This is a genomic window from Citreicella sp. C3M06, from assembly GCF_018860705.1.
In the GTDB taxonomy this organism is placed as follows: Bacteria; Pseudomonadota; Alphaproteobacteria; order Rhodobacterales; family Rhodobacteraceae; genus Salipiger.
This window is the reverse complement of record NZ_JAHKQA010000073.1, coordinates 61,989-78,057: the sequence shown is the minus strand read 5'-3', so window position 1 is coordinate 78,057 and position 16,069 is coordinate 61,989. Positions and strand designations below refer to the sequence as shown.

Below are 16,069 nucleotides of genomic sequence, written 5' to 3'. Positions count from 1 at the left end.
ACCACATGGCGCACGCCCTGCGGCTTGGGCGCAGGCGGATGGGGCAATGCTGGCCCAACCCGGCGGTCGGCTGTGTCATCGTGAAGGATGGTCGCATCGTGGGGCGGGGCGTGACCGCGCCCGGCGGTCGCCCCCATGCCGAACCGCAGGCGCTGGCGCAGGCTGGCGATGCGGCGCGCGGCGCCACCGCCTATGTCACGCTGGAGCCCTGCGCCCATCATGGCAAGACGCCGCCCTGCTGCGAAGCGCTGGTGAACGCTGGCATCGCGCGCGTGGTCGCGCCGATGACCGACAGCGATGCACGGGTGTCGGGGCGGGGGTTCGACTATCTGCGCAGGCACGGGGTCGAGGTTGTCACCGGTGTGCTTGGCGAGCAGGCAGCGCGCGATCACGCGGGGTTTTTCCTGCGGGTCGCAGAGGGCCGCCCGCTGGTCACGCTGAAACTGGCCAACAGCTTTGACGGGCGCATCGCCACCGCCACCGGCGAAAGCCAATGGATCACCGGGCCAGAGGCGCGGCGCTATGTGCATGGGCTGCGGGCGCGCCACGATGCGGTGATGGTCGGCGCGGGCACGGCGCGGGCGGATGACCCGGCGCTGACGGTGCGCGAGTTTGGCGCGACGCGCCAGCCGGTGCGGGTGATCGCCTCACGGCTGATCGACGTGCCGCTGATGAGCAAGCTCGCCAGCAGCGCCCGCGAGGTTCCTGTCTGGGTGGCACATGGCTCCGACGCCGCGTCGCTGACGCGCAAGGCGTGGGAGAGCTGCGGCGCGAAGTTGCTGCAATGCGACATCCGCGCCGGGCGCATCGATCCGGCCTCGCTGCTGGCGAAACTGGGGGCCGAGGGGCTGACGCGGGTGTTTTGCGAGGGTGGCGGCCAGCTGGCGGCCTCGCTGCTGGCGGCGGATCTGGTTGACGAGCTGGTCGGGTTTACCGCCGGCATCGCGCTGGGGGCCGAAGGGCGGCCCGGAATCGGCGCCATGGGCGTCGACCATCTGGCCGAAGCGCCCCGGTTCGTGCTGGAAGAGGTCCGCGCCATCGGCGGCGATGTGCTGCATCGCTGGCGGCGCGGATAGGGCGGGGCCGAAGCCCCGCGGTCAGTGCACCGTCACCGGCGCAAAATCATTTTGCCGTGCCAGTTGAAACGCCAGATTGCGATCCTTGACCAGCGCCAGCCGCTCGCCAAGCGCATTGTGCACGGCGTAAAGCGTCTTGAGCCCGCCTAGCTGGTCCTGCACCTCGGCGGGCAGATCCTCGGCGTCGACAGGGCGCACGTAGACGATGCGGTCGGCATCGTGCTGAGTGAAATCGTATTTCGTGTCCATGAGTTACCCCTTTCTGATCTGGATCGTCTGCACCACGGTCTCGGGTCTCGAGATGGTCAGATCGACGTGAAGGAGACCATTCTCGATGATGGCCTCGCCAATCTCGACCCCGTCGGCCAGCACAAAGCTGCGCTGGAACTGCCGTGCGGCAATGCCGCGATGCAGAAAAATTCGCTCGGCCGAATCGTCGCGCTGGCGTCCGCGGATGACCAGTTGGCGGTCTTCGACGGTGATGCTCAGATCGCTTTCGGAAAACCCGGCCACGGCCAGCGTGATGCGATAGGCGCTTTCGGATGTCTGTTCGATGTTGAAGGGCGGATAGCCCTCGCTGGTCTTGGCGGTGCGTTCAAGCAGACGCTCGAGCTGCTCGAAACCAAGCATATGGGGATACGATCCCAGGGTCAGTTTGCTCATGACACGTCCTTTGCGGAAAAGCGACCGTCGGTCGGGCCCCGCGCTTGCGGCAACCCTCGTGGGAATAATATGGGAAAGGCGCGAAGGCGGCGCAAGCCCCTTGCAATGGCTTTGCCAAGCCGCGACAGTTTGTTAATCTAAATACCTGCATTGCAAGGAGATCGCCCGAATGGATGCGCCGCAAGACATCTCGATGAAAACCGAGGAGGTGCTGCGGATCGAGCTGGAGGTTTTCAAGCGAGAACACCGCGATCTGGACGATGCCATCAACGCGCTGCACGAACGGGGGGTCGCCGACCAGCTGACCCTGCAGCGCCTCAAGAAGAAGAAACTGTTCCTGAAGGACAAGATCGCCCTGATCGAAGATCGCCTGACGCCTGACATCATTGCCTAAAGCTGCGATGCCGTCTCCTTGAGCATTTCGGCTGAGCGGCGCAGCGCCTCGGACTCGGCGCTGGACAGTTCGGGGCGCAGCGTGGCGATGACCCCTTCGCGCCCGACGACGCGCGGCAGGCTGAGCGCGACGTTTTCGACCCCCTCGACCTCGGGCGTGGCAATCGATACCGATAGCACCGAGCGCTGATCGCCGCCCACCGCCTGCACGATGCGGGCCAGCCCGGCGCCGATTCCGTACCATGTGGCGCCCTTGCCTTCGATGATGCGATAGGCGGCGCGGCGCACGGCGTCGTCGATCTGATCGCGCACATCCTGGGTGATCGGCGCCCCGACCTGCGCGGCAAAGCGTTCGACCGGCTGCGAACCTGCCCGCGCCGAGGCCCAGGCCAGAACCTCGGAATCACCATGTTCGCCAAGCACATAGGCATGCACCGATTGCGGCGCGATGCCGAGGTGCTGCCCAATCAGGCTGCGGTAGCGCGCGGTGTCGAGGATGGTGCCAGATCCGATCACCCGCGCCGCCGGAAGGCCGGAAATGCGCAGCGCCACGTCAGTCATGATGTCGACCGGGTTCGACGCCACCAGCAGGATCGCATCCGGCGCGGCCTTGCGCACGCCGGAGATCACCTGCGCAAAGACATCGGCGTTGCGGGACAACAGGCTGAGGCGCGACTCGCCCGGCTTTTGCGCGACCCCGGCAGCGAGAATGACCATTTCGGCCCCCTCGAGCGCCTCGTACCCGCCGGCGAGCACCCGGCAGGGATGCGCGAAGGGCACCGCGTGCGAGATATCTTCGGCCTGGGCGCGGGCAAAGGCAAGCGACTGATCTACCAGCACGATTTCGCTCGCTCCGCCGCGCAGCGCGAGCGCATAGCCCGCGGCCGATCCGACCATGCCGACCCCGACGATTCCTACCTTCATGACGCGTTTCCTCATGGCTGTTCGGGTTCAAACTGGCATGCATGTCGCGTGATGAACAGTGCGTCACTCTGGCAGGGATCACGTGGGCCCTGAACAGCGCCGGGCGGGGCGCTGTTTAAGAGCGTTCCGATGCGTTCGGACGCAAATTTGTAATGGCAATCAACGGCTTGGGTCAGAACAGCGGGGCGTAGCGCCAGTTGTCGGCATCCGGCGTCACCTCGTCGAGGTTATAATCCGCGCCCTGAAGCCGCTGAGCGATCTCCAGCCCGGCGTGTGCCGCCCGGTCGATCATGTCCCGCCCGCGCGCTTCGTCCTGCCGGGTGCCGAAGCCTCGCATCAGGTCGAGCCCGTGGTTGAACTGGCCCACCGGATCGCCCGCCTCGGCGGCCTGCCTGTCCCAGTCGGCGGCCGCTTCGGGATTGAACGCGCCGCCAAAGCCGTTCTGCTCCATGTAGCTCATCCATGTCATCGCGCGGGTATAGCCCGCCGCGGCGCAGGCTTCGAAGATCGCGCGGGCGGTGTCATGATCGCCGGATTTGGTCATCATGTAGCCCGCGGCGCAGGTCATCATGTCGGTCTGCCCGCGCTCTGCCTTGTCGCGCACCGACCGCCATGTCAGCTCTTCGGGGTTGGTGGTGCCGTATTGATCCGCCAGAGCGGGGCTTGCCAGCAAGGCAAGCATCCAAAGGTGTCGCATGTCTTCCTCCCTTTGCGGGGCATCAGCGCTCGAAGGGCCTGCCTTCGATCAGCCCTCGGTTGGCCGGAAGGCCGCGCCCCATGGGTAGCGGCCCACCTTGATCGTTTTCACCGCCTTGCGCGTGGCCACGTCGACCACCGTCACATCGCCCGAGATGCCATTGGTGGTGAACAGCTGCGCGTGATCGCGATCAAAGGCCATGTGCCAGACGCGCCGCCCCACAAGGATATACTGTTCGACCTCGTAGGTCTCGGCGTTCACCACCGCGAGGTGGTTCGACGGCCCGAGCGCGACAAAGGCGGTCTTGCCGTCCGGCGTCAGCTCGAACCCGACGGGCTGGATCAGATCGTCATGCACGCCCTTGATGGCGAAATGCAGTTTCGCCTTTTCCGACTGGTCGGATGTGTCGAACACCGTCACCGTGCCGCCGATCTCGGCAGACACCCAAAGCTCGGCGCCGTCTTTGACGAATTCTGCGTGACGGGGGCGCGAATCGACCAGCGTGTTGGCAAAGATCGTCTCGGTGCCGGTGTCGATCCAATGCGCCATGTTGGTGGTTTCCGAGGTGGTGATCACCGTCTTGCCATCGGGGCTGACCGCCATGCCTTCGGGTTCGATGCCAACGTCGATCTGTGCGATGACGCGGCGGGTCTGTGTATCGACCACGGTGGTGATCGCATCATCCTCGTTGGCGATGTACAGCCGCCGGTTGTCGGGGTGCAGCACGAATTGTTCGGGGTCTTCGCCCGAGGGCAGATCGTGCAGGATCTCGCCCGACACCGGGTCCATCACCTGCACCGCGTCGCTGTCGGAGGCGCAGATATAGACCACGGAATGATCGGCGGAAAAGGTGATGCCGCGCGGGCGCTCGCCGGTGGCAATGGTGCGTGTAACCTCCAGCGTGGCGGTGTCGATCACGCTGATGGTGTTGTCCTTTTCATTGGTCACCCAGATTTCATCCGCAAGGGCGGGGGTGGCCAGCAGCAAGGCAAGGGCGGTGGTGCGAAACATGGGATGCCTCATTGAAACGCGGTGCAGGCGGAATCCGGGGCGTCGAGCCCCAGCGTGTCGAGCTCGTTGCCCTGATGCAGGAAGCCTTCGAGCGGGGCAGAGGCGACTACGGCGCGTGCGGTGACCAGCGGGATCGGTTGGCGCAGCTGGCCGTTCCAGTCGCGATAGCTCAGCGGGCGGCCCTTGAAGCCGGCCAGTTCGAACGCGTCCGACAGGATATAGGCGCGCAGCGTGGTCAGATCGTCCGATCCGGTGCGGGTCACCGCCTCGCCCAGCGTGCGCAGGGCGGCCCAAGCGCCATAATCGGCGCTGCGCATGTCGCGCTGGGCGCTGTCCTCGAAACGCGATTGCAGCTGCGCCGCGCCCCATTGTTCCATCACCGGCGCCCAGGCTTCGGGCACCAGCTCTTCGGATCCGGCGACGGGGCGCGGATCCCATGTGTTATAGGCGATGTAGCGCCCGAAATCATGCGTCTCGTCAGCGATCAGCAGCACATCGTGATCGCCCAGTTCCTGCGTGAACAGCGGCACTTCGGACGAGGCGCTGCGGCGCATGTCGGCGTCAAAGCGCCACGGCTTTTCGCCCACCAGATCCAGCTGGAATTTCTGCGCCGAGGCTTTCAGCGCATCGGCAAAGGCGATGTCCTCGGGGAGCGGGCCAGAGATCAGTGCAACATCGCTCCAGCGTCGCGACACGAGGAACTGCGCCAGCGCATCGGCGCGCATGGCGTTTGACGGCGCGCTGTGCAGCAGGTTGGCGCGGCAATCCATGCTGCGCAGCCGCGTGTCGGGGGCGGTGGCGTTGAACAACAGCGCGCCCTGCGCCTCGGGAAGATCGGCGATCTGCAACAGGGTCCCGGCGGGGGCGTCGATCACCAGCAGCTTTGTTGACGCCAGCGCGGCCCGTGCCGCGGCCAGCGCATCGCCGCCCGGTGGGACGCGGGTTTCCTCCATCTGCCATGTCTGCCCCATGAAGCGCCCGGTGGTGGCGTTGTCGCTCAGCCCCAGCCGCGCGCCCGCAAGGCCAAGATCCGCCGGGTCGGGATCGAGATTCGACAGCACCGGCGGCGCGATGCGATCGACGCCAAGATAGCCGATCCGCAGCGTGGTTTCCGACGCGGCAGCCGCGCTTAACGCCAGCGAACACAGGGCGGCAAGACCCAAGATGCGCATGAACTGTCCTCCTTGCCGACACGCTACTCTGCGCCGGGGCGTCATGCCGTAGGACCATGGTCGCAGATCGGGGGGCTTCGCGACCAAGGTGCAATATTGCCGCTGCGGGGGGCTTGCTAGGCATCGACGAAGAGACGCATCCGGAGGAGGTTCCCAGCATGTCAACGATGACCCGTGCCGCGCTTGCCAGCGCTGCTGCTTTGTTCAGCGCAAGCCTTGCGCTGGCCCATGGCGATGTCGCCCCGCAGCCGGTCAACACCGATGCGCTGCCCGATATCGGCGAAGACTGGCTGACCGAAAACCCCTACCGCGATGCCGGTGAAGAGGTGTGGCAGGCGGCGGTGAGCATCGGTGCGTCGGGCTACAACCAGAACTGTGCGCGTTGCCACGGGCTCGAGGTGATCTCCGGCGGGCTGGCCCCCGATCTGCGTTTTCTCGAGGCAGAGGAGTATGGCGATGAGTGGTTCATGGAGCGGTTCCGCGAAGGCTATACGCAAAATGGCATCACCAAGATGCCCGCCTTTGGCGAGTTGCTGGGGCAGAAAGCCGCCTGGGCGATCCGCACCTATGTCGAAACCCGCCCCGACGACGCCATGATCGACGAGCGGCAGGACGAGCTGAAGGCGATCCGTGATCACCTTGCCTCGGGCGATGTGGACGTCGACGCCACCGTGGCGCGGTTGACCGAGATCGCCGGCGAGATCGAGACCCTGTCGGGCGCGCCTGTCGCCGACAGCATCGCCTTTCGCGCGGCGGGCCAGCTTCAGGCGTATCCCGATGATCTGACCCATGCGGCCGAAACGCTGACCATCGGGCTGTCGGCGGCGCATTGATGAAACGCCGCCTGTTGCTTGCCGCGCTGGCCGGGCTTGCCGTTGCAGGCCCGGCTTTCGCGCGTTGTGAAGACTGGGTTCCGCAGGCCAAGCCGCAGAACGCCAGCCGCGATATCGTGGGCAAGGATCTCGACGAGATCATCGAGCGTGGCTACATCGACATCGCCGCTTACGAAGACTTTGCGCCTTGGTCCTTTCAGCAGGGCGGCAAGCCTGCCGGGGTCGATATCGACATCGGTCGGCTGATCGCCAAGGGGCTGGGGGTCGAGGCGCGGTTCCATCTGGTGCCCGCCGCCGAAAATCTCGACGGCGATCTGCGCAACACCATCTGGCAGGGGCCGGTGGTGGGCGGGGCGGTGTCAAACCTGATGATGCATGTGCCCTATGACAGCGAATACGCCTGCCGCGTCGATCAGGTGGTGTTCACCGGGCAATACGCCGCCGAGCGGGTGGCCATCGCCTATCGCAAGGACGCCTACCCCGAAGACCCCCCGGTTCCGGCCTATTTTCGCTTTGACACGGTTGCGGTCGAAAACGATTCCATCGCCGATTTCTACCTCACCTCCTTTGCGGGCGGGCAACTGGCGCAGGGGGTGCGGCGCTATCCGTCCTATGGTGCGGCGATGCAGGCGCTGAGCGCGGGCGAGACCATGGCCGCAATGGGCCCGCTGGCGCAGCTGGAATACGGGCTGGGCGCGGGCGCCGCGATCCACCAGCCGCCACTGGCGGGCTTTGCCGTCAGCCACTGGACGGTGGGGGTGGCGGTTCACACGCGCTACCGGGCGCTGGGCTATGCGGTCGACGATGCCATCCGCGCCGGGCTGGACGACGGCAGCATCGCGGCGATCTTTGCCCGATACGGGCTGACGCATCTGGCGCCGGAACGCTAGGGGTCAGGCGGGCAGGCGGCGCAGGTTGCCGCCCGCATCCACCAGCGTGACCCGGGCCGGAATGTGGCGGATCGCAGCGCGGATCGCCGCTTCGTCCATCAGGCAAAACCCGGTCGACAGCGCATCGGCCAGCGCAGCGCTGGGGCATTCCACCGAGACCGTCGACCAGAGGGCCGCGCCGCCCTGCGGGCTGAGAATATGCGCCTGAGCCCCCAGCATCAGCGCCGACGGGCTGGAACTGGCCACCGCGCCGCCGGTCAGCGTGCGCGAGCCCAGCAGACCCTGACCGGGGTCCGCCAGACCCAGCCGCCACGGCCCGCCAAGCGCCCGGAATTCCCCGATATTGACCAATGCGCGCCCGAACCCCCGGGTTTCCAGCAGATCGGCCACCGCGTCGGTGGCATAGCCCTGCGCGATGCCGTTGAAGGTCAGCGCCTGACCCTTGCCCAGCACCACCTGTGGCGCGCGCTGGACCTTTTCCCAGCCGATCAACTGGCGCGCGTCGCCGGTATCTTGGCCCCGCGCCAGCGCCTGCCAGAGCGGCTGAACCGTGGGGTCGAACTGCCCTTGGGTCGCCCGATGCACCCGATCCGCCAGCGCCATCAGCGCGGCGAAATCCTGCGAGGGCACCAGTCTGCCCGCGCGGTTGAGCCGCGACACTTCGGAGTCGGGGTCATACAGGCTGAACGCCGCCTCGATCTCGCGCAGGCGGGCGATGGCGCGGGGCAGGGCCTCGGTGGCGCCGGGGCCGTGCAGGGTGATCTGCGCCTCGGCCCCCAGCGCGAGGCCGCTCCAGCGGGCGGGCGCAGCGCTTGCCCCCATGCTCAGCGCGGCGGCGGAAATGCTCAGGAAGCGGCGACGGGACAGCATCATTCGGCAGGCTCCAGCGGCGCAACGGGCCGGCCCTTGCGGGCGGTGAGCACGAGGGGCACGCATTGTTTGGGGTCGGCGTAGATCTGAACGCAGTCAAGGCACTGGAAGCATTCGGAATAGGCGATCTTGCCGGACTTCTCGATCGCCCCGTAGCGGCAGCGCACGCGGCACAATTGGCAGGGCGCGCCGCACCCTTTGCGCCGCGCGATCCAGTCGCGCCTGCGCAGCAGCCCGCCGATGGCCATGAGCGCGCCCAGCGGGCAGAGGTAGCGGCAAAACCCCTTGAACAGCACCATCGACAGCGCCAGCAGCCCCGCCGCCCAGAGCACATAGGGCCATGCGCGCTGGAAATAGGTGGTGATCGCGGTCTTGAACGGCTCGATCTCGGCCACGGTGTCGATCTTGCCGGGCGCAAGGAACACCGTCGCCACCATGCCCGCCAGCACCACGTATTTGAGCCCTTTCAACCGGCGATCCCAGCGCGGCGTTGGCTCGATCTGCGGCAGGCGCAGCCGCCGCCCGAGATGCGCCGCGAATTCCTGCAACGCGCCGAACGGGCAGAGCCAGCCGCAAAAGAACCCGCGCCCCCACAGCACGAACCCGGCTCCCGCCGCGATCCACACCAGCAACGAGAACGGATCATAGAGCAGGAAGGCAAAGCTGCCGCCCTCAAGCGCCGTGCGCAGCACGCCCAAAGGCGTCACGATCGACAATTGCCCCTGACCCCAGAACCCGACGAAGCCGGTCATCACCGTCAGCAGCCCCAGCCGCAGCGGCGTCAGCGCCGGGCGCCGCGCGATATGCTTTTGCAGCGGGCCGACGGCAATCAGCAGCACGACAAGGAAGCCGCACAGCAGCAGCAGATCGGTCTGCCGGCCTCGGATCGCCTCGCGCCACGGCGGCAGGGTCTGCACCACCTGCGGCTTGAGAAAGAACCGTTCGGGCGTCTGCGCAGAGACAAGGATTTCCTGCCGTCCGATTGCGGGCTGGAACATGCCATGGGCGCGCACCGCCTCGACCTTCAGCGTCCATTCGCGCGATGGGTCAAAGCCCAGCCGCCGGTCGGTGCGCAGGATCATCGCGGTGCCATCCTGCAGGGCGTCCGGCAGCCCGGCCGCCAGTTCGACCAGCAGATCGGCGTCGCGCAGCGCGATCGGCAGCCCGTCCTGTTCGGCGGCCAGCCGGTCGGGGGCGGTGTTGCGCACGAAATCCTCCGACACCAGCCCGTGCCGCCCGCTTTCGATCAGCAGCAGGGGCTCCTCGTCGGGCGAGATATCAAGGAACCGCTGCAATTCGCCCAGCGTATCGGGCGAGAGCACCGCGCGCGCGATGCTGGGCGGGCCGATGTCGATCACCCAGAGGTCAAGATAGGGCGCATCGGGGGCCTCGCCCGCCGCCGGGTCGTCATCGGCCCAGATCGTGCCGGCGAACAGCGCGTCGACCGCAGCGTTGCTGGTGAGGTGATGGGTGGCGATGCCTTGGTCCACCAGCGCGTCCCAGTCCAGCGGCTCGTCGTAATCAGGGTCGGGCCGGGCGGGCGGGCCCGAAGACACCCCCGCCAGCTTTTCGCGCGCCACCTCGCGGGCGGCGGCCATGATGCTTTCATGCGCGATGCGCACGCTGGCCGTCGCCTTGGTCACCCCGTCCAGATAGACAAGGCCAGAGCCGTCGGCGGCGCTGCCATAGGCACTGCCAACCACCATGGTTTCGGAAATCGAACGCCCGGCGTATTGTTCGAGAAAGCCACGAAACGGCGCCTCGCCCAGCCCCGAGACAAAGATCGGCTCGTTATGGGCGATCAGCTTGACGTCGCGGATTGCCCCTTCGAGATCAAGCATGACGAAGACGTTGATCGGCGCGCCGGAAAAGCCCGGCAGCGGGGCCATCAGCGCGGTTTCAAACGCATAGCCCGCAAGGCCTCCGCCGGAGTTGAGCAGCTCCCACACGCCCTTGTCATTGACGGGTTCGCCCAGCCCGTAGGGGGCATAGACAAAGCGTTCCATCGCGGCGCGATCCATCGGATCGGCGCGGGCGGACAGGGCGGCAAGGCCAAGCAGAAGGGCAAGAAGCAGGCGCATGGCGCATTGGTATCCAAGACCGCGCGGTCTGCCGATTCGACCAAAGTCGCGGGGATATCCGGCCCGCCTCTGTGCGAGGTGGATGCGGCCTGAGCGGCTGTTGCAGACAGGCGTAGGGAAAGGGCGCGGTGGCCTCGTGGGGGAAGGCACACAAGCCACCGCGCTGGATCGCCGCGCCAACCAGCGCAGCGATCTTGCGTGTCCGGGGCACGGCGCTTGCGCAAACCCGCCCCGGACAGGAGGAGCCTTTAGAAGAAGCCCAGCTTGTTGGGGTTGTAGCTCATCAGGATGTTCTTGGTCTGCTGGTAGTGGTCGAGCATCATCTTGTGGTTCTCGCGCCCGACGCCCGATTGCTTGTAGCCGCCAAAGGCCGCGTGGGCCGGGTAGGCGTGGTAATTGTTGACCCAGACGCGCCCCGCCTGAATGTTGCGGCCAAAGCGGTAGCAGCGGTTGGCATCGCGGGTCCAGACACCGGCGCCAAGCCCGTACATGGTGTCATTGGCGATGGCGAGCGCCTCGGCCTCGTCCTTGAAGGTGGTCACCGACACCACCGGGCCAAAGATCTCTTCCTGAAAGACCCGCATCTTGTTGTGCCCCTTGAGGATCGTCGGCTGGATGTAAAAGCCGTTCGACAGATCGCCGTCGAAACGCGCCGCATCGCCCCCCGTAAGCACTTCGGCGCCTTCTTCGCGCCCGATGGTGAGGTAGGACAGGATCTTGTCCTGCTGTTCCGCCGAGGCCTGCGCGCCGACCATGGTGTCGATGTCGCGCGGATCGCCTTGCTTGATGGCCTGCACCCGTTCGATGCAGCGCGAGATGAACTCGTCGTAGATGTCTTCCTGAATCAGCGCGCGGCTGGGGCAGGTACAGACTTCGCCTTGATTGAAGGCGAACAGCACAAAGCCTTCGACGGCCTTGTCGAGAAAGGCGTCATCTTCGGCCATCACGTCGCTGAAGAAGATGTTGGGGGATTTGCCGCCCAGTTCCAGCGTGACGGGGATCAGGTTTTCGGTCGCGGCCTGCATGATCTTGCGGCCCGTTTCCGTGGAGCCGGTAAAGGCGATCTTGGCGATGCGCGGGCTGCGGGCCAGCGGCGCGCCGACATCTGCGCCCATGCCGTTGACGATGTTCAGCACACCGGCGGGCAGCAAATCGGCGATCAGTTCGGCCAGAACCATGATCGCGGCGGGGGTCTGTTCGGCAGGCTTGAGCACCACGCAGTTACCAGCCGCCAGCGCGGGCGCCAGTTTCCACGCCGCCATCAGGATCGAGAAATTCCACGGGATGATCTGGCCGACCACGCCGAGCGGTTCATGGAAATGATAGGCCACGGTGTCGTGGTCGATTTCCGACATGTTGCCTTCCTGCCCACGCAGAACGCCCGCGAAGTAGCGGAAGTGGTCGATGGCCAGCGGAATGTCGGCGGCCATGGTCTCGCGGATCGGCTTGCCATTGTCCCAGGTTTCGGCCTGCGCGAGGATTTCAAGGTTGGCTTCCAGCCGGTCGGCCAGCTTCAGCAGGATGTTGCTGCGCTCGGAGGCCGAGGTCTTGCCCCAGGCTTCGCGCGCTGCATGGGCGGCGTCCAGCGCCTTTTCCACATCCGCCGCGCCAGAGCGGGCGACCTCGCAGACGACGCCGCCGGTGATCGGGGTGATGTTGTTGAAGTACTGGCCGCCCACGGGCGCGACCCAGTCGCCGCCGATGAAGTTGTCGTAGCGGGCCTTGAAGGGCGAAGCGTACTTGCCTTCGGTTTCACTCATGACGTTCATTGCGTGTCCTCCTGAAGAATGCCGGGTCCTCCACCCGGCTCTGCGCTGAGCATGGGCTGCCGTCGGGGGCCGTGTCATCGGCGCGCCCGCCGCGCCGGGGGCGAAGTGTCTCATCCCTGAGACAGGTCTTTACGAATGTTCAATCTGTGCGGGACTAGACTGCCCCACCGGCGTGTCACACCGGGGAAGGCGAGGGCGCATGAGACGGATAGATGAAAAGCTGGCGAAGATCGCCGCGGGAAACTATGGCCCGCGCGATTTCATCATCACCTTCGCCAAGGATGCCGATCTGCTGCGCGGCTGTTCCGCCAGCGGGCTGGATGCGATGGGGCAAGGCCGGTCGCTGTCGTCCTATCGATCGGATGTCAGGCGGGTGATCGAATCGGATCTGGCCGACATTGTCCTCACCTCGCTGTCGACCGCCGAGGCGCTGGCCGACGATGGCGCCTACCTGCGTTCGAACGCGACGCCGGCGGTGCGGCTGAACGATCCGACCGAAAGCTGGCGCGTGCGTGGTGGGGCTTATGTCACCGCGCAGGGGCTGCCGTTTCGCTCGTCGCGTCTTGATGCCGTCAAGCCGGTGGCCAGCCTCGGGCTATACGGGATGACCTTTTACAACGATCCGGCGCGCGATCACGCGACGCTGGCCGCCTATACGGAATTTCGCGATATCGCGGGGCGGGTCGGCATCCGGCATTTCCTTCAGGTGAGCGACCCCTGCGTCGCCGTGGAAACCGGCGAAGCCAAGCCCGAGGGCTATCGCAACGACATGCTGGCACGGATGCTGGCGGGCATCGCGCGGCGCGAACGGCCGATGTTTGTGGAAACCGAATATCACGGCCCCGCCGCGATGGAGGAACTGGCGTCTTGGGATCCCTCGCGGCTCGTGGTCGGCATCACCAGTTGCACCGAAGGCACGACCCGCGACTGTCTCGAACGGCTGGTGCAGGCGGAAAAGCATGGTGCGCGGCTGTGCGGGCTCAGCCGCAGCAGCGCTGATTGCGACGATCCGGTGCTGATGCTGACCGCGATGCGACGGGTGGTGCACGATGGCGCAAGCTCGTTCGAAGCGGTGCGCATCTATCATGACGAGCTGACGGCGGCGGGGGTGACGCCGCGCCGCGCGCTTCAGGATGATGTCGAACTGACCAACCCGCTGCTCAAGGCGCACGCCGCGAAAGCCGCCTGACCGCTTTGCCCTTTCCCCTTCTGCGCCCCCGTGCCAGACCCGTCGCGGCACGGGCAGGGGATGGCGCTTGGAACAAACGGCAGGATTCTGGATCGCGGCGGCGGCGGCCACTTTCTTTATCGGCATGTCCAAGGGCGGCATTCCGATGGTTGCCATGCTTGGCGTGCCGATCCTGTCGATCTTCATCCCACCGGGCATGGCAGCGGGACTGCTGCTGCCGATGTACATTCTTGCCGATGCCTATGCGATCTGGCTGTTTCGCGGGCAATATTCGCTGCGCAACATCCGCATTCTGGTGCCCGCCGGCGCGATCGGCGTGTTGATCGCCTTTGTGCTGGTCAGCCGCGTGCCGGTCGAGGCGACCAAGCTGGTTGTTGCGCTGATCGGTCTTGGCTATCTCGCCGATGCATTGCGCAAACGTTTGAAACGCGATTATCGCGCGCGCGATGCTGACGTTCTGCGCGGTCTTTTCTGGGGCGCGCTTTCGGGCTTCACCAGCTATATCAGCCACGCCGGAGGTCCGCCCTATCAGGCCTATATGCTGCCTCAGAAGCTGCCGAAAATGACCTTTGCCGGCACGACGGCCATCGTCTTTGCCTGCATCAACTGGATGAAGGCGCCGACCTATGTGCTGGCGGGTCAACTGACGTGGGATAGTCTGAAACAGGTGGCGGTGCTGGCGCCGGTGGCGCTGCTTGGGGCATGGGCGGGCTTTCGCTTCACCCGCCTGCTGCCCGAACGGTTGTTCTTTACGCTAATCTATTCGGCGCTGGGGCTGTTGTGCCTGAAGCTGCTGTTCGAGGTGGGCGCGGCGTGGCTCTAGGCCCTTGCCGGGGCCGTAGCGGATCGCTACCTCGAAGGGCGGAAAGGAACCCCGATGACCCAAGCTGACTGGATCGCTGTCGAAATTACCCCCGACAGGATGCTGACATGGCAAATGCGCGGCCCCGATGTGCTGGCCCGCCACGATGCCGCGCCAGAGCCTGTGTCGGAACTGGGGGCAGAGCTGCCGGATCTGCCGGTGCTGCTGTCTGGTGCTCGCGGCCATGAGGCGCAAGTGCCCTGCGCGATCCCCGCTCCGCTGCGTTCCGGGCGGTTTCATCTGCTGCCCGGCGTGCGGCAGGCGCAGCCGTTTGACGACATGGGCTTCGAGGCGACGCGGATCGCGGGTTTCCTCGCGCTCAACCCCGGGTTCGACGGGGCGCTTTGCCTGCCCGGCGCGGTGACCCGCTGGGTGCAGATCAGCGCGGGCGAAATCGTGAGTTTTCGCAGCTTTCTGACCGGAACGATGCTGCGCCTGCTTCAGGCCCCCGAGGCGCTGGGCGTGTTGGACGACGCGCTTGATCCGGAAACGCTGCGCGCGGCGGTGGATCGCGCCATGGGTCGCCCGGCGGCGCTGACCGGCGATCTTGCGGGGCTGCGGGCGCGCCTCATGGCGGGGCAGGGCGGCGCGGCCCGCTCCGAAGCGCTGGGCTGGCTGATCGGGGTCGAGCTGTCGGCGGCAAAGCCGTGGTGGCTGGGGCAGAACGTGGCGTTGATCGGGGACAGCGCGGCGCATCGCATCGCGCTCGAGGCGCAGGGCCTGCCGGTGCTGGTGGCAGATGGCGCGCGTATGGCGCTTGAGGGGCTCAAACGCGCCTATGCCGGGCTTGAGGCCGCGACGTGACGCAGCAAAGCCCGACCGATCTGGCTGACATCGGCGCAAGGCCGCAGCGCGCGCGCGGCAAGGCGCGCCTGTCGGCGAAGCTGCGCAATGGCCGCAGCACCATCGACGATCTGCATATGTCGGGCAGCGCCAAGCTGCTGTTCCCGCGCGGGAAAGATGAGTTGCAGGCGGTCTATCTCAACAGTTCGGGCGGGGTGACGGGGGGCGATGCCTTTGATGTCGCCGCCCATGCGCAGGCAGGCGCGCATCTGGTGATGACCACGCAGGCGGCCGAGCGCATCTACCGGGCGGTGCCGGGGCAGGTGGGGCGCGTTGCCACACAGCTTACGGTTGATGCTGGCGCGCGGCTTGACTGGTTGCCGCAGGAAACGATCCTGTTCGAAGGCGCGGCGCTGAACCGACGGCTGAGCATCGACATGGCCGAAGATGCCCGTCTTGTCGCCTGCGAGTCGTTCATCTTTGGCCGCCGCGCCATGGGAGAGGTGCTGCACGACATCCACCTGCGCGACCGGATCGACCTGCGCATCGGCGGCAGGCTGGTTTTCGCCGACCGTCTGCGGCTGGATGGCGATGCGGCGCAGATCCTGTCGCAGCCGGCGACAGCCAATGGTGCGGGGGCGATGGCAACGGTGCTCCGCGCCGCCCCCGGAGCCTCGGGCTGCGTCGAGCGCCTGCGTGAAATGCTGCCGCAGACGGCGGGCGTGTCCGCCCTGACGCCGGATCTTGTTGCAATTCGTATGGTTTCCGTTGACGGCTTCGCTTTGCGAGGCCACCTTGCCTCTGTCCTGCGCTATCTGTGCGGCGCTGAACTCCCACGACCCTGGATGATCTGACC

At 66.4% G+C, this 16,069-nt stretch carries 17 protein-coding genes; 8 read left to right on the top strand and 9 right to left on the bottom strand.

Annotated features, from left to right (window positions below; translation table 11 throughout):
* Nucleotides 1-5: 5 nt before the first annotated feature.
* Nucleotides 6-1,076, top strand: coding sequence for a bifunctional diaminohydroxyphosphoribosylaminopyrimidine deaminase/5-amino-6-(5-phosphoribosylamino)uracil reductase RibD (gene ribD, locus KO516_RS17250; protein ID WP_216005031.1), 1,071 nt, complete (start codon nt 6-8; stop codon nt 1,074-1,076).
* Nucleotides 1,077-1,097: 21 nt separating this feature from the next.
* On the opposite strand, the gene KO516_RS17245 is transcribed toward ribD, so the two are convergent.
* Both KO516_RS17245 and KO516_RS17240 read right to left on the bottom strand, forming a co-directional pair.
* Nucleotides 1,098-1,325, bottom strand: coding sequence for a DUF1150 family protein (locus tag KO516_RS17245; protein ID WP_216005030.1), 228 nt, complete (start codon nt 1,323-1,325; stop codon nt 1,098-1,100).
* Between the two features lie 3 nt (nt 1,326-1,328).
* Entirely contained in the window at nt 1,329-1,739 is a 411-nt protein-coding gene (locus KO516_RS17240) for an Hsp20 family protein (protein WP_216005029.1), read from the bottom strand.
* A 169-nt stretch (nt 1,740-1,908) separates the two neighbouring features.
* Between KO516_RS17240 and KO516_RS17235 the strand changes: the two genes are divergently transcribed.
* A complete protein-coding gene (locus KO516_RS17235; protein ID WP_009502421.1) occupies nt 1,909-2,133 on the top strand; it encodes a YdcH family protein in 225 nt (74 codons plus the stop codon).
* Here KO516_RS17235 and KO516_RS17230 read toward each other — a convergent pair.
* From KO516_RS17230 to KO516_RS17215, 4 genes are all read right to left on the bottom strand, one after another.
* Entirely contained in the window at nt 2,130-3,056 is a 927-nt protein-coding gene (locus tag KO516_RS17230) for an L-lactate dehydrogenase (RefSeq protein ID WP_216005028.1), read from the bottom strand. The genes KO516_RS17235 and KO516_RS17230 overlap by 4 nt on opposite strands.
* A gap of 172 nt (nt 3,057-3,228) precedes the next feature.
* Nucleotides 3,229-3,753: a tetratricopeptide repeat protein gene (locus KO516_RS17225; RefSeq protein ID WP_216005027.1), complete on the bottom strand. Its 525-nt coding sequence runs from the start codon at nt 3,751-3,753 to the stop codon at nt 3,229-3,231.
* Between the two features lie 48 nt (nt 3,754-3,801).
* Entirely contained in the window at nt 3,802-4,764 is a 963-nt protein-coding gene (locus KO516_RS17220; protein ID WP_216005026.1) for a YVTN family beta-propeller repeat protein, read from the bottom strand.
* Nucleotides 4,765-4,772: 8 nt separating this feature from the next.
* Nucleotides 4,773-5,936 carry an ABC transporter substrate-binding protein gene (locus KO516_RS17215; RefSeq protein ID WP_216005025.1) on the bottom strand — a complete coding sequence of 388 codons (1,164 nt, stop codon included), beginning with the start codon at nt 5,934-5,936 and terminating at the stop codon, nt 4,773-4,775.
* A gap of 158 nt (nt 5,937-6,094) precedes the next feature.
* On the opposite strand from KO516_RS17215, the gene pedF reads away from it, so the two are divergent.
* Nucleotides 6,095-6,769 (top strand): cytochrome c-550 PedF, encoded by a 675-nt coding sequence (pedF, locus tag KO516_RS17210; protein ID WP_371742099.1) that lies wholly within the window; start codon nt 6,095-6,097, stop codon nt 6,767-6,769.
* Nucleotides 6,769-7,659: an ABC transporter substrate-binding protein gene (locus tag KO516_RS17205; protein WP_216005024.1), complete on the top strand. Its 891-nt coding sequence runs from the start codon at nt 6,769-6,771 to the stop codon at nt 7,657-7,659. Before pedF ends, KO516_RS17205 begins: the two co-directional genes overlap by 1 nt.
* A gap of 3 nt (nt 7,660-7,662) precedes the next feature.
* Here the strand turns inward: KO516_RS17205 and KO516_RS17200 are convergent, their stop codons facing one another.
* The 3 genes from KO516_RS17200 to adh form a co-directional block, all read right to left on the bottom strand.
* A complete protein-coding gene (locus KO516_RS17200; protein ID WP_216005023.1) occupies nt 7,663-8,532 on the bottom strand; it encodes an FAD:protein FMN transferase in 870 nt (289 codons plus the stop codon).
* Complete coding sequence (locus KO516_RS17195) at nt 8,529-10,610, bottom strand: 4Fe-4S binding protein (RefSeq protein WP_216005022.1); 2,082 nt, start codon at nt 10,608-10,610, stop codon at nt 8,529-8,531. Before KO516_RS17195 ends, KO516_RS17200 begins: the two co-directional genes overlap by 4 nt.
* A gap of 248 nt (nt 10,611-10,858) precedes the next feature.
* The gene (adh, locus tag KO516_RS17190; protein WP_216005021.1) at nt 10,859-12,379 is read right to left on the bottom strand and encodes an aldehyde dehydrogenase; all 1,521 of its coding nucleotides are present in this window, start codon (nt 12,377-12,379) and stop codon (nt 10,859-10,861) included.
* A 199-nt stretch (nt 12,380-12,578) separates the two neighbouring features.
* Between adh and KO516_RS17185 the strand changes: the two genes are divergently transcribed.
* From KO516_RS17185 to KO516_RS17170, 4 genes are all read left to right on the top strand, one after another.
* Nucleotides 12,579-13,568 (top strand): hypothetical protein, encoded by a 990-nt coding sequence (locus KO516_RS17185; RefSeq protein WP_216005020.1) that lies wholly within the window; start codon nt 12,579-12,581, stop codon nt 13,566-13,568.
* 67 nt (nt 13,569-13,635) lie between these two features.
* Entirely contained in the window at nt 13,636-14,391 is a 756-nt protein-coding gene (locus tag KO516_RS17180) for a sulfite exporter TauE/SafE family protein (protein WP_216005019.1), read from the top strand.
* Between the two features lie 54 nt (nt 14,392-14,445).
* Nucleotides 14,446-15,234 (top strand): 2-dehydro-3-deoxygalactonokinase, encoded by a 789-nt coding sequence (locus KO516_RS17175; protein WP_216005018.1) that lies wholly within the window; start codon nt 14,446-14,448, stop codon nt 15,232-15,234.
* Entirely contained in the window at nt 15,231-16,067 is an 837-nt protein-coding gene (locus KO516_RS17170) for an urease accessory protein UreD (RefSeq protein ID WP_371742098.1), read from the top strand. Before KO516_RS17175 ends, KO516_RS17170 begins: the two co-directional genes overlap by 4 nt.
* The last annotated feature ends 2 nt before the right edge of the window (nt 16,068-16,069 follow it).

What these genes read in the sequence shown, in the direction of transcription:
- ribD (WP_216005031.1), top strand. Translation starts at nt 6, where the DNA reads ATGGCGCACGCCCTGCGGCTTGGGCGCAGGCGGATGGGGCAATGCTGG.
- KO516_RS17245 (WP_216005030.1), bottom strand. Translation starts at nt 1,325, where the DNA reads ATGGACACGAAATACGATTTCACTCAGCACGATGCCGACCGCATCGTC.
- KO516_RS17240 (WP_216005029.1), bottom strand. Translation starts at nt 1,739, where the DNA reads ATGAGCAAACTGACCCTGGGATCGTATCCCCATATGCTTGGTTTCGAG.
- KO516_RS17235 (WP_009502421.1), top strand. Translation starts at nt 1,909, where the DNA reads ATGGATGCGCCGCAAGACATCTCGATGAAAACCGAGGAGGTGCTGCGG.
- KO516_RS17230 (WP_216005028.1), bottom strand. Translation starts at nt 3,056, where the DNA reads ATGAAGGTAGGAATCGTCGGGGTCGGCATGGTCGGATCGGCCGCGGGC.
- KO516_RS17225 (WP_216005027.1), bottom strand. Translation starts at nt 3,753, where the DNA reads ATGCGACACCTTTGGATGCTTGCCTTGCTGGCAAGCCCCGCTCTGGCG.
- KO516_RS17220 (WP_216005026.1), bottom strand. Translation starts at nt 4,764, where the DNA reads ATGTTTCGCACCACCGCCCTTGCCTTGCTGCTGGCCACCCCCGCCCTT.
- KO516_RS17215 (WP_216005025.1), bottom strand. Translation starts at nt 5,936, where the DNA reads ATGCGCATCTTGGGTCTTGCCGCCCTGTGTTCGCTGGCGTTAAGCGCG.
- pedF (WP_371742099.1), top strand. Translation starts at nt 6,095, where the DNA reads ATGTCAACGATGACCCGTGCCGCGCTTGCCAGCGCTGCTGCTTTGTTC.
- KO516_RS17205 (WP_216005024.1), top strand. Translation starts at nt 6,769, where the DNA reads ATGAAACGCCGCCTGTTGCTTGCCGCGCTGGCCGGGCTTGCCGTTGCA.
- KO516_RS17200 (WP_216005023.1), bottom strand. Translation starts at nt 8,532, where the DNA reads ATGATGCTGTCCCGTCGCCGCTTCCTGAGCATTTCCGCCGCCGCGCTG.
- KO516_RS17195 (WP_216005022.1), bottom strand. Translation starts at nt 10,610, where the DNA reads ATGCGCCTGCTTCTTGCCCTTCTGCTTGGCCTTGCCGCCCTGTCCGCC.
- adh (WP_216005021.1), bottom strand. Translation starts at nt 12,379, where the DNA reads ATGAACGTCATGAGTGAAACCGAAGGCAAGTACGCTTCGCCCTTCAAG.
- KO516_RS17185 (WP_216005020.1), top strand. Translation starts at nt 12,579, where the DNA reads ATGAGACGGATAGATGAAAAGCTGGCGAAGATCGCCGCGGGAAACTAT.
- KO516_RS17175 (WP_216005018.1), top strand. Translation starts at nt 14,446, where the DNA reads ATGACCCAAGCTGACTGGATCGCTGTCGAAATTACCCCCGACAGGATG.